Genomic DNA, 14,952 nt, shown 5'->3' on the forward strand with positions numbered 1-14,952 from the left:
GATTCTTTTTTTATTTTTGGAATGAGGTTGATTCGAAAAAACAATGTAGGAACTCTCACAAAGGTTGCTTCGAAAAACGATGTAGGAACTCTCACAAAGGTTGTTTCGAAAAACGATGTGGGAACTCTCACAAAAGTTGATTCGAAAAAACAATGTGGGAACTCTCACAAAGGTTGTTTCGAAAAAACAATGTGGGAACTCTCACAAAGGTTGCTTCGAAAAAACAATGTGGGAACTCTCACAAAGGTTGCTTCGAAAAAACAATGTGGGAACTCTCACAAAGGTTGCTTCGAAAAAACAATGTGGGAACTCTCACAAAGGTTGCTTCGAAAAAACAATGTGGGAACTCTCACAAAGGTTGTTTCGAAAAAACGATGTAGGAACTCTCACAAAGGTTGTTTCGAAAAAACGATGTAGGAACTCTCACAAAGGTTGTTTCGAAAAAACGATGTAGGAACTCTCACAAAGGTTGTTTCGAAAAAACGATGTAGGAACTCTCACAAAAAAGAATTCTATCAAATTGTCCTACGAAACACAAAACAAGGATATACAAGTTGAACCAAGGAGCTGGAAATCTTATGAAAAAAAATATCTGGATTCTATTATTCTCATTACAGATCGGATGTGCGAGCACCGGTTATGACCGCGGCCCCTTACCGGAAGTCAATCCGAATAAAATCGTAATCGATTCCGAGGAAATCAAACACTATCTTTCTCTCAAACCTCAGCTTCGTCTTCCGTTTCGTGTGGGCGTTTATTTTTTGGATCCGGAAGGATCCAATTACAGAATCGATGCAAAGAATAAATCCGCAATTCTTACGAGCGAAGAAAATTTAAAAGCTGAGAAAATCGTATCACAGATGTTTCTTATTTCCGCTTCGGTCTATGACTTGGATTCCGAAAGAGAGGAGAGCCGTTTTAAAAATTATTATCCGAACAGAACAAGAACCTTGGATGGAATCAAAAAAATTAGAATTCTCGCGTCTCGTTACGGTGCGGATGCGGTTTTAGTCATCAAGTCGACCCCGCGTTACGAACAAAAACCGAATATCTTAAGTTTACTCTACGCGACGATTCTCGGAATTTGGATCGTCCCGGGCTCGCATGGAGAATCTACTTTTACTTTCGAAGGAACACTTTGGGACGTAAGAAACGAATATCTTTATCTCACGACGGAATCGGAAGCCTCTTCATCCTCGACAAGACCGTACGGATGGATCGACGAATACTCGATCGTCGCCGAAAGCAAAGAGAAGGCGATTCGGGAATTTTCCGACGAACTTTTGAAACGTTTTAAGAGTATGAAATAAATTGAAAAAGCTCCTCGGGTATATTTACGAATATTTTCGCGAAGACATTCGATACGGCCATTTTGTCTTTTCAATTCTTTTCGTATTCGTTTGTCTGTTATTGAACTATACGTTTCAGATCCGGCCTACGTTTACAAAAATGTGGAAAGGGACGTTTGCGATTTATGTGTTTCACTTTTTCTTTTATGGTCTGTCTTTGTTCGCCGGTTTCGGTTCCTATATGTTCGCCTACAAACGAGGTGATCTATTAAGAAGAAAAGAATTTCTTTTGCTAGTTTTTTCTATTTGGATGACTTTGATTTTTATCAGTTCGGTTCGTTTCGAAGATCTGAACCTATTCGGTTTTTTGCCTGAAGAATTACGGTATCTTTCTCTTCTTTGTTTGAACTATGGAATCAACTCCTTTATTTATTTAATACTTCCCTTTGTTTACTATCTAATCAAAAAACCGGAAGTATCTCTGGGATTGAATACAAAGACCGATTTTATGCCTTATTGGATTCTTTTGCTCTTGATGATGCCGATTGTCTTTTTTGCATCCGGCTCCGCCGTTTTTTTAAAAGTATATCCTCGGTATTACGACACGGCTGCCTCTCAATTCTTAGGAATTTCACCTTACTGGACCTTCAGCCTATTTGAGATTTTCTATCTGACCAACTTCATCGCACTCGAATTATTTTTCAGAGGATTTATGATTTATCCTTTGGTGAAATATTTAGGAAAGGGTTCGATACTTCCCATGGCGATGACGTATTGTTTTTTACATTTCAATAAACCGTTTGGAGAGGCCTTCGGCTCTTTTTTCGGAGGATGGATTCTCGGAATTCTATCCTATCGAAGCGGATCCATTCTGGGTGGTATCATAGTTCATTTGGGCGTGGCGGCTACTATGGAAGTTCTGGCTCATTTCGCAAGAGGGACTTTCTGATCCGAAAAAAACCGGAGAAGGACTTTTTGTTCAAAAGAAAATCTGAATTTTAGAATATTCTAAAATATCCGGAGCTTCCTCTGCATTTTTAAAATGTAGGAACTCGCACAGAAAATTAGAATTTTTTAATTTATTCCTCTTAGATTCTTGAAGTAGGTGATTTTCTAAAATGTAGGAACTCATACTTTTTCGGGAGTCAAGGACCGATTTGAATTCTTACGGAATCCTCCATGAGACTTAATTTGTAGGAACTCACACGAGAAATTAGGATTTTATAATGGTTCCCCGTAGATTCTTGAAGTAGGTGATTTGCTAAAATGTAGGAACTCATACTTTTTCGGGTGTCAAGGACCGGTTTGAATTCTTACAGAATTTCCTATGAGACTTAATTTGTAGGAACTCACACGAGAAATTAGGATTTTATAATACGCGATTCTTGTTGAAACTCCAAAAAAACTTTCAGTAGATTTCGATCGCGTAACCGCCCGTAGCTCCGACCCCGGTGAATGCGGGAGTGTTAAAGCTCAGGTTTCCGCTCGAGTCGATAATCCTATACATGTAGACGATGTTCCCCGAAGATTCGGTCGAATAGGCGTATTTTCCGCTCGGGTCCACGACGAAGTTTCTGGTGCCGAGACTTGGTGTGAGGGGACCTCCGACCGGGGTGAGAAGACCTGTTATCGGATCTAACAAGCCGATGCTTACGTTTGTTGTCGCCGAGGCGTTGTTTGCGACGTAGGCGATTCTTCCCTTCGGATCGAAGTGAATGCTCCAAGGCGCAGTGTTCGTGCTGAAAGCTCCGGCTAACGTGAGTACACCGAGGGAATCCATTTGAAAAATACTGACCGTATTTCCGGTATTATTAGCCCAATAGAGAAATCGACCCGAAGGATCCATGTTGATACCGGCTGGATTTATACTTCCCGGTGTAATCGAAATCGCATTCAATAATCCTGAAGAATCGATCGAGTAACTATTCACGTTTCCGCTTGTATACAAAGTTGCGAACGCGTATTTACCGGTCGGATCGATCGTAATGTCTCTTGGATTTCCGAGCGCCAATATCTGAGATACCGTGTTTGGAGTGAGGGCTCCGGTGAGAGGATCGATTCTATATTCATAAATAACGTTCGTGGGATTCGCCGCGGTTGCGAATGCAAAATTTCCGGATGGATGGATTTTGAAACTTGTCACATCCGCCGCCCCAATCGCATTGATTAAGGTTAAGTTTCCTGTCGTTGAGTCGATCGAATAGTAATAGATCGATCCGGATCCCTGATTGGCGCAGTAAAGAAATTTTCCGGAAGGATGGACCGCCAAAGAAATGGGACTTGAGGCGGCTGCGATCGTTGCCGGTGTGTTGTTGATCAGAACACCGGTTGCCGGATCGATCGTAAACATCCAGATATCGCCCGTCGTCGCATTGGTAACGTAGGCCCAAGAGCCGTTTGTAAAAAATCCGGTCTCCGAAGTGTAGACGTTAGCCATACTTTCTCCGGAAGAATTGAGAACGTCCGTTGTAACTCTTATCTTATAGTTGACGCCTCCGCCGAGGATCTTTGACGGAACGATTTGAATTTTGGGATTTGTGATAAAGTTGATGGATCCGCCGATACAAGAAGCAAAATTATCCGAACTGATTTGGATGGAGCCGGAACAAACCCCCGCGCTTGACTGAACGGTTAAACTACTGGCGTCCATCAATTCGCTGAACGAAAATTGAATTACGGATCCCCTTACAACCGAGGAAGCTCCTTCCACAGGACTCGTGTCGATCACCTTTAGATTGGCGCTGACCTTTCTTCCAAGTCCGCAGGTAGCGGTCTTATCATTGAGAGCCGCTTTGATCATAAAAATCGTATTGAAGTCCTTGTTAAAAGGATCACAAGTGTTTTGATACGGTAACGGATCACAGTCTATCAGGAATAAAAAAAGAAAAAGAAAACAAGAATAAAAAAGGAAGAATGAAATAGAGGAAGAATTCTTTTTTCGAAATCCTTTTTTTGTAAACAAGGACGCTCGCTTTCGAACGGGTTCGAGTCGGTCTTTGAAACTCGGACAATAATTTTTTTCCATCCTTCAAGCCTTAAAATTGAAAAACACGCTGTCAAGAGGATCGGGCTTTTTCGAACCGAATGAAAAATTGTAACTTATAAATGAAGTATCGATAGAAAATTAGGAAATCCTAATTTGTTTTTAAACTACCGATTGTTTTGTCTGTGGTTGATATTTTGTTACAAAGGTTCGGATAAGAATTCAGTTTTGTTTATCGACTTGGACTTTCGAAGACGTCGGATTCTTCCGAAATTGTATCTCGAACGGACTTTAAGTCCGATTGCAACCTTTTTTCGATAAAATTTTTGTCGGAACAAATCGGAGGATTTAACTTTCGAAATCTTCGAAGAAGTCTTTCTAAAAATCCCAGTTTCATAAGGATTCACTTTGGATTCGAAAACCCGAACTCTAAAATCAAATCCATCGTTGGAAAAGAAGTGGAAGGCGAGACGGAAACGTTTCCATCTTTCAAGAAAGTTGAATGACTAAAAAGAAAGAGAATGAAATCTAATCACTCGTGGCGTCGTTCTTTCAACATGTTCTCTTTTTTTTGTTTCTCTTGGGGAACCTTTCTTTGTTTTCACAAACGGATTCATTACTTCGAGGTTCCTGGTATGAGGATCAGGAAAAGAAGGAAGAGGTCCTTTACAATCGAGTGATGAAACTCTTTCGACCGAACTCCCATTTTGTATGGAAGACGGATCTCCACGGAAGGAACTACAGATTCTACAAAGACGGAAGAGTGGAGTTTCTCATCGATCGCGATTACAAAGAAGTTTTTCCGGACGTCTCCGAACTTGACGTTCACAGAAGCGAAGCCGTCGCGTTGGCGGAACACGGAGAACCGTATTCTGCAATTCGTTTATTAAAAGGAATCGGACTTTGTTATCGGATTCAGTTCGGAAAACTAGTTCCCGAAGGATATCAAACTGCGACGGAAGAATTGAGTCGAATGACGAAACACATGGCTCATAAAAATAAGGAAGTTTCCGATCTCACGGATCCTTACGGATGTTCCAAAAAGAATATTCTAAAAATTGAAAGCGCTCCCTTTCGTTTTTCATTGGAAACAACCGCGGATTGGAAACACTACTTTCCCGAACTCGAATCTCCCGAGAGCGGAGTAGAGGAGGATCATCTCTGGAAGGTTCGCCGATTTTATAAAACCTTACCTACCGATCTCAATCTAGAAGAATGGGAAAAGGTTTATCAGTCCCAGTCTCAAAAATTTCTCCAATACAAACCGGATCGAATTTTATTTACGATCGGATTGTCTTATCATCCGGTCGCCGCGGTATATACTTCTAAGAATTACTTTCAACTCTGGGATCTCAAACGTGGAATCAATCCCCGAACGATCAAGGAAATGAACTTTCGAAGAAAAAAAGAAGAGGACGCCTATGTATCCCGCTTTAACTGGATTCATCCGGATGGAAGACAAGTTCCTATGGTGGTTTTGGAAAAATATTATTTACGGGAGAATCGAGGACTTCTGTTTTCGGTCTCCGGTCCGGAAAAACAGATCGACCAGGTCAGGCAACACTGGTTACAATTGAACCAAAAGTTAACCGTAGAATGAAGATATGATTTTAGCTTTGGTAAAATCCGGAGATCGAACTCCACAGCCTCCTGGCCCTCCTTCACAAAATTCTCACTGGAAACTTCTTTTCGTGGGCTTTTGTCTCGTGGACGGAATGGCTCTTCTTTTTATTCCACTGGGAATCTACGGATCCGTTTTGGTCACCGCGGCCTTGCTTCTTTTTCTCTTTCTTCCGCTTCTTTTTCTCGTAATCCGTTTGAGTTCCCGTTTTGGAAATTTATTGTATGTCGCATTATTTTTGAGTCTTCTTTCGGCGGGAGTTTCCTCGCTTTATATCAGTCATAGCATAGGATTCTTCTTGGGAATTCCTATGGGAAAAAATACGGACCTGATCGAGAACACGGAACTCGGTAACGATCGAATTCTTGTTTTCCGTGGTGTGAAAATTCTTACCAACTATGTCTCTTCTAGATCCGGGAAAACCGGAAAGGGTAAAATATCGTCTAAGCCGACGAAGACGATTTACTTTCACGTAGCTCCTCTCGTTTCCACGAGTTGGAAAGAGGGAGATCCGATCCATGTCTGGGTAGCTTGTGAAAGAATGGAACTTCCGAACTGCCAATGGGGGGATTCCGTCTTCTTTTGGGGGGAAAATCTCAAGAATCATTCCTTATACACCTACTATAAACTCGCAGTGCAAGAAGCAGGTAAGATCTATAAGTTTCCGATTGGAGACCGTCCAACCATCTTTCGCCCCATAGCCGACCCGGAAAAAAAGCTGGTTCGAGCGGGACTTTACGGGCTTTCGGGGCTTTTCTTCCTAAATTATTCCTGGTTTGTCTGCATATTTCTGGGTAAATTCTTCGGAAAAGGGAAATAATACGGGAAGAAAAAAATCTTCAATTCCCTAAAAAACTTTTTCGTTTGCTAATTTTGATCCTTTATCTTCCGATATTTATACAGAGACGGGTAGTAGAATCAGATTTTCCCTTTCTTCCGTGATACCTTTGAAAGAATTCAAAGAATGGAATATAAAGGCGATTCGGATCCTCGTGATGGCTCGGCGCTTCTCTTTCCTTTACGGATCGTGAAGCAGTTAAAAGAATCGGACCTAAGTCTCTAAACGATTTTTTATTTTCGTATTTTGTAACCAGGAGAAATTCTCATGAGGAAGAAGATCATCTTACTTGCCGGACTGCTCTGCATTCTTGCTGTACCAGGTGTCTATAGCCAGCAGACCGGAAACAATCAGGCTGGTGGAAATCAGCAAACAGGCGCGGCCCCAGACCCTCTTGAGAAACTCATTCTCGAGAATTTCGAAGAGGCCGAAGACTGGAGAGCTAAGTCAACGACTCCTCTTGGGGAAACCAAGGTTCTCAAAATGGTTCAACGCGGTTTGATGAGAGACGTATTCGACGAGAATACCGTCCCTGATAACGGCGGAGATCAGATCGAAAAGAATCACATCCTCGGAGTCAAAACTCATTATACCAACAGAGGTTTTGACAGAGTGGAAGTGTTTCCTCCTCACGAGTATATCGTAAAAGGAAAAGCTCGTCAGCTTTCGATTTGGGCTCTGGGAAGAAAATTCCGTCACACTCTCTTTGCAAAACTGAGAGACTACAGAGGAAATACTCATAACGTTCGCTTGGGAAGATTGGATTATTTCGGTTGGAGAAAACTGACTGCGACGATTCCGGGTTACGTTCCTCAAAGCACAAGATTCGCTCTTCTTGATAAGAATCTTCACTTCGTTTCTTTGTTCGCGGTAAGCGACGTGCACGAAGTGGGCGGACAATTCTACTTTTATGTGGATGATTTGGAAATTCGCGCCGATAAATCTGATGCGAAGTATCCCGGATCTGAAATTAAAGATAACTGGTAATTTTCGGAGAAAGGAAGCAGGTATGGGAAGATTCATGAACTCGTTCAAAATTACAGCGATCCTAACAACTATTCTCGGAGGAGCAATTCTTCTGGGAATGGTGAACGGACAAAACATCATCAAAGGCAAACGCGGACTCGATACTGCAACCGGAATCGACGTAAGCGGAATGGAACTCAGGTCCATCACCGTAGAATCCTGGGATAACCCGGCTTCCAGTGCGGCGTATGGTTGGGAAGTAATGACAGATAAGGATACGCAGCCACCGCAAAACGGACAACAACAAGCGTACCAAGCAACTGCTCAAAACGCTCAAGCACTTCGAGAAGTGAAATTGATTTCCGGAAAACCGGGAGATATCAAAAACGTGGATTCCGGAACTGCGAAAGTTCTCGGGATAAAATTCCAATTTACTTTTCCAGGAGAGAATGCGGTAACGATTCGTCCTCCGAGAGTTCCGGAATACGAAGTGCTTCGTACAAAAGCGTATCTGGATGCTAACAACCAAAGAAAGGTTTCTAAAATCTACGGCGTAGAATTTCCCGGCGTGAGTAAAGCGATCTCGGTTTGGGTTTGCGGAAGAGGAAACGAATACAATCTTGAAGGTTGGATCGAAGACTGGAAAGGAGATACTCATATCCTTCAGTTCGGATCTCTGGATTTTATCGGATGGAGACCACTTACCGTTTCCATTCCACAAGGAGTTCCACAGGACGTGAATTCTTATCCTCAAGTGAAGACGATCGTCTTCAAACAGTTTAAGATTCGTTCTCGCCCTGATACAAGCGGTGAAACCGTTTATCTTTTCTTTGACGAGCTTCGAGTTCTTTCCGACGTGTTTGAAGTTCACTTTGACGGAGCTTCCATCGACTTCGATGACGAGGATTGCAAGAGCAAACACAAACTCGATAAGATGCTCAAAACAAAAGTGGATAAGGAATGTAGTGGCGGCGGCAACGCGAATAAGTAAGACTTTCATCAACGGGATGCTCTAAAATCCCGTTTCTTCCTCTCGGCACGGTCAAAACGACGGCTTTGCCGGGAAATCCTCCTCTCTTTAAATTCTGGTTTACGGATAAGCCAACTTAGCTATAATTGATAAATACAGGGCTGTCAGAGAGGAATTTTACCCCAAACGTCCCAATTTTCATCAAGCCGAGACTCAATCGGTGGAGTATCCTATGTCTAACGAAATATCAGCAACTACGGAATCCAGACCGGCCAGCGATCTGGATAAGCTGACATCTCTTTTCAACGAAGAAATTTATGTTCGCACGGATGCGAATTCAATTCCAGCTTCCAAGTTCAAGATTTTCGACGATCTCATCGAATTTTACAAGTCTGCCGGAAAAATAGACGAAGCAAAACAAAAAATAGAAGAGTATCTTGCCGAACACGAGGACAGTATTTCCGCGCGTTATCTGCTTGGGATCCTTTCCTTGGAAAGAGGAGAGATCAGCGATTCCGGTTTATTAAAAAATCTATTAGAATCTTTTAAAGTTGCGGGTAAATGGGCGATCATCGAGCACATTACCGATCAAATTCTAAAATACGGGGACCAAAGACTCGCTCTGAAATACAAAGCGGAAGCCCTGGAAAAATTAAAGAAGAATAAAGAACTCAAAGTAGTTCTCGAAAAACTTGCGAAACACGATCGTAAGAATCCCGAAATTCTAAAAAAATACGCTCTTTCGATCTTAGACGAAAACAAAGAAAGAGCGATCACTTATCTCAAACAGGCGATTGAAACTTTTGCTAAGACAAAAGATTATCCTCAACTGGAAGAGATTTGGCCGATCATCGTAAGTAACAACCACGAAGATATTCAATTTTTCGAAAGAATTGAAAGAATCATGCTCGGTCACAGAGAGAGAACAAGACTCGTCGGTTATCTTTATCCGATCGTTGAGCCTTACAAACAACTCGAAGACTGGGACAAGGTCATCTATCTTTTAAAGAAGATTCTCGAACACGAAGCTTCTTCCAACAAAGCAAGAAACGAACTCATCCGCGCTTACAAAGCGAAGTATGCAAATCATTCTCTCTTGGAAGATTTTCTCAAGATGTCCGAGATCGGAAACAACCGCAAACCGATCAAGGTCTGCATTGCAAACTTCGAAAGAAACATCGTATTCGACACCAATAACTACGTTCTTCATAGAAACTGGGGAGTGGGTAAGATCACTTCGATTTCGCCTAACGGAGATTCTATCTTCGTCGATTTCAAAGACAAGAAGGATCATAAACTTTCCATTCAGATGGCGATTACGAGCTTAAAACCTCTGAAAAAAGATCATATCTGGGTGAAGTTTTACGAAAACAAAGAGGATATCGTTGATCTTTTCAAAAACAATATCCCCGACTTTTTCAAGGAACTCTTAACTTCTTTTGACAACCGAATGGTGACCGCGGACATCAAATCGGAAGTCTCCGGAAAATTCTTACCCTTAGCGGAATGGTCTAAGTGGTGGAACAAAGCAAAGAACGTAATCAAAAAAGAACCGAACATCGGTTTTGATCCTAAGAAAAAAGACGAACTCGTCTACAGAGAGAAAGCGATTTCTCTTTCCGAAGAACTTTCTGAAAAATTCACTCACCAAGCCGACGTAAACAAAAAACTCGATATCGCTATGGAAGCCCTGGACAACCGAGAGGATGCCGAAGGTGCGATCGAAGCTTTTAATCACTTTTACTTCGAGGAAGAAGAAGCCGCGGATCCGGTTCGTAAGTTAGTCGCTTATTTGTATCTTCAAGCGGCTTCCGAAGAACTCGGAGACGAAGAGATTCCCCGTCATATCACCGAAGCAAAGATCGCGGAGCTCATCAAGTCGCTTCCTACTGCAGCTCTTGTTGAAATTTCCACAAAGATCGGAAACGTAGAAATCAAAAAAGGTTATGTAAACCTTCTTCGTAAACACGCAAAAAATCCTGACGAAATTCTTACCGGAATTCTTTTTGAAGTTCCGATCAAGGTAAACAAATACATTTTCTCTATCTTGGAAGAAGAGGGGAAATTCGATCTTCTCAATGCGTTTATCAAATCTTCGGCTACGAGAGCGAAAGAAGTTCCGGAAGTTTTTATCTGGATTGCAAAATCCATTCTTACCAAAATTTGGGAAGGAGAATGGTTGGCGGCTGCGAAACAAGAAGAACGTCTGGATCTGATTCTCAGAGTTTTCCGTATGTTCAAACCTCTTGCGAAGATCGAAGACAAAGGAACCAAACTCAAAAATGCGTGTAAGGAAATCCTACACGGAAACGAAGACGAGGTTCTTAAAGAAGCGATTCACGGAGGAGATTCCGAATACATCCGTAAACTTTTCGCACTTTACAAAGAAGTTCCATACTTTACCGATCTCGAAAAGGATCGTCTCTACGCACTGATCATTGAGTTGAAACCCGACGTCGCTTGGGAAGAAGACGAGGATGAGGACGAAGAAGAAGACGATATTCTCACGAGAATTCCTGAAGGCGCGATTCTGGTTACAAGACGAGCTCTCAATCGTAAGAAAGACGAATTCGAACATTTACTCAACGTCGAGATGCCGGAAAACTCCAAAGATATCGGAGAGGCTCAGGAAAGAGGGGACTTGCGAGAAAACGCGGAATACAAGGCCGCTATGGAGAAACAAGTTCAGCTGCAAGCCGCTATCAAAAGACTGGAAGCTGAAATCAAGAGCGCGATCATCTTGGATCTTACCAACGTCAAAACCGATAAGATCAATATCGGCGCAACGGTGAAGATGAAAAACGAGTCTACGGGCGAAATCGTTACCTATTCCATTCTCGGCGCTTGGGACGCGGATACTGAAAAACACATTATCAGTTATCAGTCTCCGTTGGCTAAATCGCTTCTTAATAAGAAAGTGGGCGACTCTGCGGTTCTAAACCTCACCGGTGCGGAAACCAAGTTTACCGTTCTTGATATCGGACGATCAAACCTCAATCAAGAAGATTGAAATATTCAAATTTTTGAATGTGAAAATCCCGAATTGCCTGTGCGATTCGGGATTTTTTTTGCCCTTAACCTTGGGCGCGTTTTTATCAGTTTTTAAGTCTATGCCGATTTGGAATCGTATTCATTTTTTTCTCTTTCTCGATTTGCGTTTAGAATTTCGTTCGGAAGAAGATGTCTCTGAATATAGAGCGATAATTCTTCTGCGTTAAGTTTTTGTATCAACGGATCTGGAATTTTTTCCCAACATCGATCAAACGTCGTGATCGCATTTAAACCCTTTTCTTTGAGACTTCCAACTTGATCACAGAGAAATCGAATTCGGATTCGATCTCGTTTTGTTGTGTTCGCCATTCTTTCTTGCTCCTGATGTGATCTCTTTTCTTCTGAGGATCTATATTAACCGACACCCCTGACAAAAAACTTGGTTGCAGATTTTTTTTCTAAAACGTGGTCCCTTTTGTATTTAGAGTTTCTCTGAAATTTAGTTCAAAAACTTTGAATATACGTTCGGACTTGACAAAATCGAATTCATTCTTTCGTTAGGGTCATGCTTCAGAAAAGGGAAAACAAAGATCAAAACATTTCTCAGGAAAATAAAACAAAGACGATTACGGGTTATGCTCAAGATGGGTCCCTTTATAAAACCTCTTTGAATCAGAATTTGAAATCCGGTAGAACGTATCAAGGTCTTCCTTCGGATCCGGCGGTCCCAAAAGATCCAAAAGACACGATGACTCCGAAAGAGGTGGCCGCTCTTTTAAAAAGGACCATCCGAAGAGTCGGCGATTACAGAAGAGAAGGTTTGCTCGGTAAGTTTTGGAGACTCCGAGACGGAAGCGTCTTGTATTCCAGAATCGGCGTGGAAGAATTTTTTAGAAATCATTTCGTGGAAGTCGAAGAGGATCTATAGATCTTTTTTCTCTTTGTCTTTTATCAAAAGATATCCTTTCAGAGGTTTGGTTTTTTGATTCCTTCGCCAAGCCTTGACTAACAAAATAAGAACTTCCTTCTTGCGATCTGTTTTATTTTAGAATTTGTTCTCAATACTTTCGATTCTTCTTTTTTAAATGTCATTATAAATTATTAATATTCCTATATGATTTATTGAGGCTGGAATTGTTAGCCTCAACTGATTTATATCTATTAGTTCTCTTATTCTTTCTTTTCGCATCTTATCCGAATTCTATTTTAAGAATTCTCAAATTTTAAATTACGATATCTCGTTCGTATCTGGGACCGATAGGAAATTTCGTCCGATTGCGTTCATTTCAGACGTAGAATTTCAATCTTATCCGTTGTAAACTCACCGCAGTGAATGGGAGAAATCCGATTTGGATGTTCCTCCTCACCAAGGAAGTATTCGTATTTTATGAAATTTGAATATATTGAATCCGTAATGAACAAGATGGTCTTGGAAATTCTAAAACCGGATCCTCCGATTTCAATGATTTTGGCGGATCAGATTGTGACTTCTCCCGTCTATCCGTACGGAACCTATAAGGTTCTCGAATTGACTCAAGATTCTTCTAAAAACGCATCCAAATGGATTCAAAAAATCGATTCGGAAAGTTTTAAAGAGATCAGCCGCAAGAATCAAAAAACTTTAATCAGCGTTTCCTTTTTGCACGACGATTCTATCGCCACGTGCTGGGACCTCTGTGAAAAAGCGATGGATTGGTTTGATTCTTTAGACGGGTTGATCGAATGCGAAAAATTCGGAGCAACACCGGATGTAGTTTCGATAAGCGTTCAAGACAAAACCGTTTTAACGGATGCAAACGTCTACGAATACAAGGCCGGGTTCGATCTCCTTTTGAAATCGAGGAAATACAGTGAAAAACAAGGCGAATCAACTGCAAGCGCACCAACGGTTGAATTTCAGGAGGAAGCATGAGCGCACAAACAATCTCAAAAATAGAACCGATCAGTATCAATCTATTTCTTAGAAATACACCGGTCTCTCAAATGGGGTTCGGACTACCTTTGATTCTTGGAATCAAAGCTCCGACCTATTCTCTACAAGTCTCGAACGGTTCCGCAGGGCTCATTTGGAAATCCGCAACGAACGGAGTCGTTTTCATCCAAGTGATTTACGTTGTCGCAGGTAACAATACGGCCCTAAGCGTAGTTCGTAGCGGTACCGGAACTTCAAACGATCCCTATGTAATTACGGTTAACGTAGCTACGGATGCTTCCGGTTTGGCTACTTCGACTGCGCATCAGATCAAACTTGCGGCGGAAGCGGTTTCCAATATCGCCGGCGCAACCAAGATCGTGGACGTCGTCGAAGTCGCAAGTGCAGGCTCAGGTGTCGTTTCGTCTTTTGCTCAAGCCCCCTTGAATTACGAACGTTATATGGAGATCACTTCGACCGACGATCTTTTAGAACTCGGTTTTATTTCAACGGATAAAGAATATCTGCAAGCATTGAACGCTTTCAGACAAACTCCGAGACCTAAGACCATCGCCGTCTTTTTGTTAACCTCTTGGTCCAATGCTTCGGTCGAAATTTCGGATCTTAGAAACGGAGGAAAGGACGCTTGGTTTAAAACCACCGCGACCACTCACGACAAAACTGAATTACACGCGTTAGGTGACTATCTCGCTTCGATCGAAAAGATGTTTTTTGGATGCACGGACGACCCCACTACGTTGACCGGGAGAAATTCCATCTGGGAATACATCATGCTTCATAAGAATCCGAATTCTTTTCCTGAAGCGGCGTGGGTTGGAAATTCTTCCCCTCGAAGAGTCGGTTCCTATAACTACGCCTATCTTCCGTTAGACGGCGTTGAAAACTCGGGATACAGCAACTCACAGGTGAGTTCCATCTTTGCGGATAACGGTAATTTGATCGTGGACTTCGGCGGCAAACAAGTTCCTTATCCCGGAATTTCCACGGGCCAGGTTTATGCGGATGTTGTGGAAAATCGCGCCTGGTTGAAAGCTCGTTTGAAAGAAAACATCACAAGTCTCTTTCTAAATTCGGACGTTGTTCCTTATACGATTCAAGGAATTCAGATGATCGAGTCCAGAATGCGCGAGGTATTTGCGCAAGCCGGAGTTCAAGGGATCATCGCTCCCGTGGAAACGGAAACCGATAAAACACGATCTGATCTCGGCGACTATCAATACAAAATCAACTTGCCGGAAACGATCGATGAAATCCCAACCAACGATCGAAACAATCGAATCCTTCCGAACATCACCTTCTCATGCCGTTTGAGAGGAGCTATCAACGAAGTGGATATCGACGGCGAACTAACCTAAGGAGTA

General features: G+C 42.1%; 14 protein-coding genes. 11 read left to right on the plus strand and 3 right to left on the minus strand.

Going from position 1 to position 14,952, the window contains the following annotated elements; all coding sequences use genetic code 11:
- Positions 1 to 27 precede the first annotated feature (27 nt).
- The 3 genes from A0128_RS05760 to A0128_RS05770 all read left to right on the plus strand — a co-directional run bounded on the left by A0128_RS05760 (position 28) and on the right by A0128_RS05770 (position 2,238).
- Positions 28 to 417, plus strand: coding sequence for a hypothetical protein (locus tag A0128_RS05760; protein WP_069606632.1), 390 nt, complete (start codon positions 28 to 30; stop codon positions 415 to 417).
- 161 nt (positions 418 to 578) lie between these two features.
- Positions 579 to 1,310 carry a hypothetical protein gene (locus A0128_RS05765; protein WP_069606633.1) on the plus strand — a complete coding sequence of 244 codons (732 nt, stop codon included), beginning with the start codon at positions 579 to 581 and terminating at the stop codon, positions 1,308 to 1,310.
- Position 1,311: 1 nt separating this feature from the next.
- Positions 1,312 to 2,238, plus strand: a complete 927-nt coding sequence (locus A0128_RS05770) for a CPBP family intramembrane glutamic endopeptidase (RefSeq protein ID WP_069606634.1) — start codon at positions 1,312 to 1,314, stop codon at positions 2,236 to 2,238.
- A gap of 196 nt (positions 2,239 to 2,434) precedes the next feature.
- On the opposite strand, the gene A0128_RS22440 is transcribed toward A0128_RS05770, so the two are convergent.
- Together A0128_RS22440 and A0128_RS05775 are read right to left on the minus strand one after the other, a co-directional pair.
- Positions 2,435 to 2,569, minus strand: coding sequence for a hypothetical protein (locus A0128_RS22440; protein ID WP_282433221.1), 135 nt, complete (start codon positions 2,567 to 2,569; stop codon positions 2,435 to 2,437).
- A 128-nt stretch (positions 2,570 to 2,697) separates the two neighbouring features.
- Positions 2,698 to 4,314, minus strand: a complete 1,617-nt coding sequence (locus A0128_RS05775) for a lactonase family protein (RefSeq protein WP_069606635.1) — start codon at positions 4,312 to 4,314, stop codon at positions 2,698 to 2,700.
- Between the two features lie 529 nt (positions 4,315 to 4,843).
- Here A0128_RS05775 and A0128_RS05785 point away from each other — a divergent pair.
- The 5 genes from A0128_RS05785 to greA all read left to right on the plus strand — a co-directional run bounded on the left by A0128_RS05785 (position 4,844) and on the right by greA (position 11,677).
- Positions 4,844 to 5,872 carry an LIC10775 family protein gene (locus A0128_RS05785; protein WP_245667232.1) on the plus strand — a complete coding sequence of 343 codons (1,029 nt, stop codon included), beginning with the start codon at positions 4,844 to 4,846 and terminating at the stop codon, positions 5,870 to 5,872.
- Positions 5,873 to 5,876: 4 nt separating this feature from the next.
- On the plus strand, positions 5,877 to 6,713 hold the full coding sequence (locus A0128_RS05790) for a hypothetical protein (RefSeq protein WP_069606638.1): 837 nt from the start codon (positions 5,877 to 5,879) through the stop codon (positions 6,711 to 6,713).
- 285 nt (positions 6,714 to 6,998) lie between these two features.
- The gene (gene flaA2 / locus A0128_RS05795) at positions 6,999 to 7,718 is read left to right on the plus strand and encodes a flagellar filament outer layer protein FlaA2 (protein WP_069606639.1); all 720 of its coding nucleotides are present in this window, start codon (positions 6,999 to 7,001) and stop codon (positions 7,716 to 7,718) included.
- A 22-nt stretch (positions 7,719 to 7,740) separates the two neighbouring features.
- A complete protein-coding gene (gene flaA1 / locus A0128_RS05800; protein ID WP_069609149.1) occupies positions 7,741 to 8,688 on the plus strand; it encodes a flagellar filament outer layer protein FlaA1 in 948 nt (315 codons plus the stop codon).
- A gap of 211 nt (positions 8,689 to 8,899) precedes the next feature.
- Positions 8,900 to 11,677: a transcription elongation factor GreA gene (gene greA, locus A0128_RS05805; protein WP_069606640.1), complete on the plus strand. Its 2,778-nt coding sequence runs from the start codon at positions 8,900 to 8,902 to the stop codon at positions 11,675 to 11,677.
- A gap of 98 nt (positions 11,678 to 11,775) precedes the next feature.
- On the opposite strand, the gene A0128_RS05810 is transcribed toward greA, so the two are convergent.
- Entirely contained in the window at positions 11,776 to 12,027 is a 252-nt protein-coding gene (locus A0128_RS05810; RefSeq protein WP_069606641.1) for a hypothetical protein, read from the minus strand.
- 196 nt (positions 12,028 to 12,223) lie between these two features.
- Between A0128_RS05810 and A0128_RS05815 the strand changes: the two genes are divergently transcribed.
- The 3 genes from A0128_RS05815 (at position 12,224) to A0128_RS05825 (ending at position 14,946) form a co-directional block, all read left to right on the plus strand.
- The gene (locus A0128_RS05815) at positions 12,224 to 12,586 is read left to right on the plus strand and encodes a MerR family transcriptional regulator (protein ID WP_069606642.1); all 363 of its coding nucleotides are present in this window, start codon (positions 12,224 to 12,226) and stop codon (positions 12,584 to 12,586) included.
- 459 nt (positions 12,587 to 13,045) lie between these two features.
- A complete protein-coding gene (locus tag A0128_RS05820) occupies positions 13,046 to 13,570 on the plus strand; it encodes a phage neck terminator protein (protein WP_069606643.1) in 525 nt (174 codons plus the stop codon).
- Positions 13,567 to 14,946 (plus strand): DUF3383 family protein, encoded by a 1,380-nt coding sequence (locus A0128_RS05825; RefSeq protein WP_069606644.1) that lies wholly within the window; start codon positions 13,567 to 13,569, stop codon positions 14,944 to 14,946. The genes A0128_RS05820 and A0128_RS05825 overlap by 4 nt, the downstream gene beginning before the upstream one ends.
- Positions 14,947 to 14,952 lie beyond the last annotated feature (6 nt).

It is taken from the genome of Leptospira tipperaryensis, from assembly GCF_001729245.1.
Classification (GTDB): domain Bacteria; phylum Spirochaetota; class Leptospiria; order Leptospirales; family Leptospiraceae; genus Leptospira; species Leptospira tipperaryensis.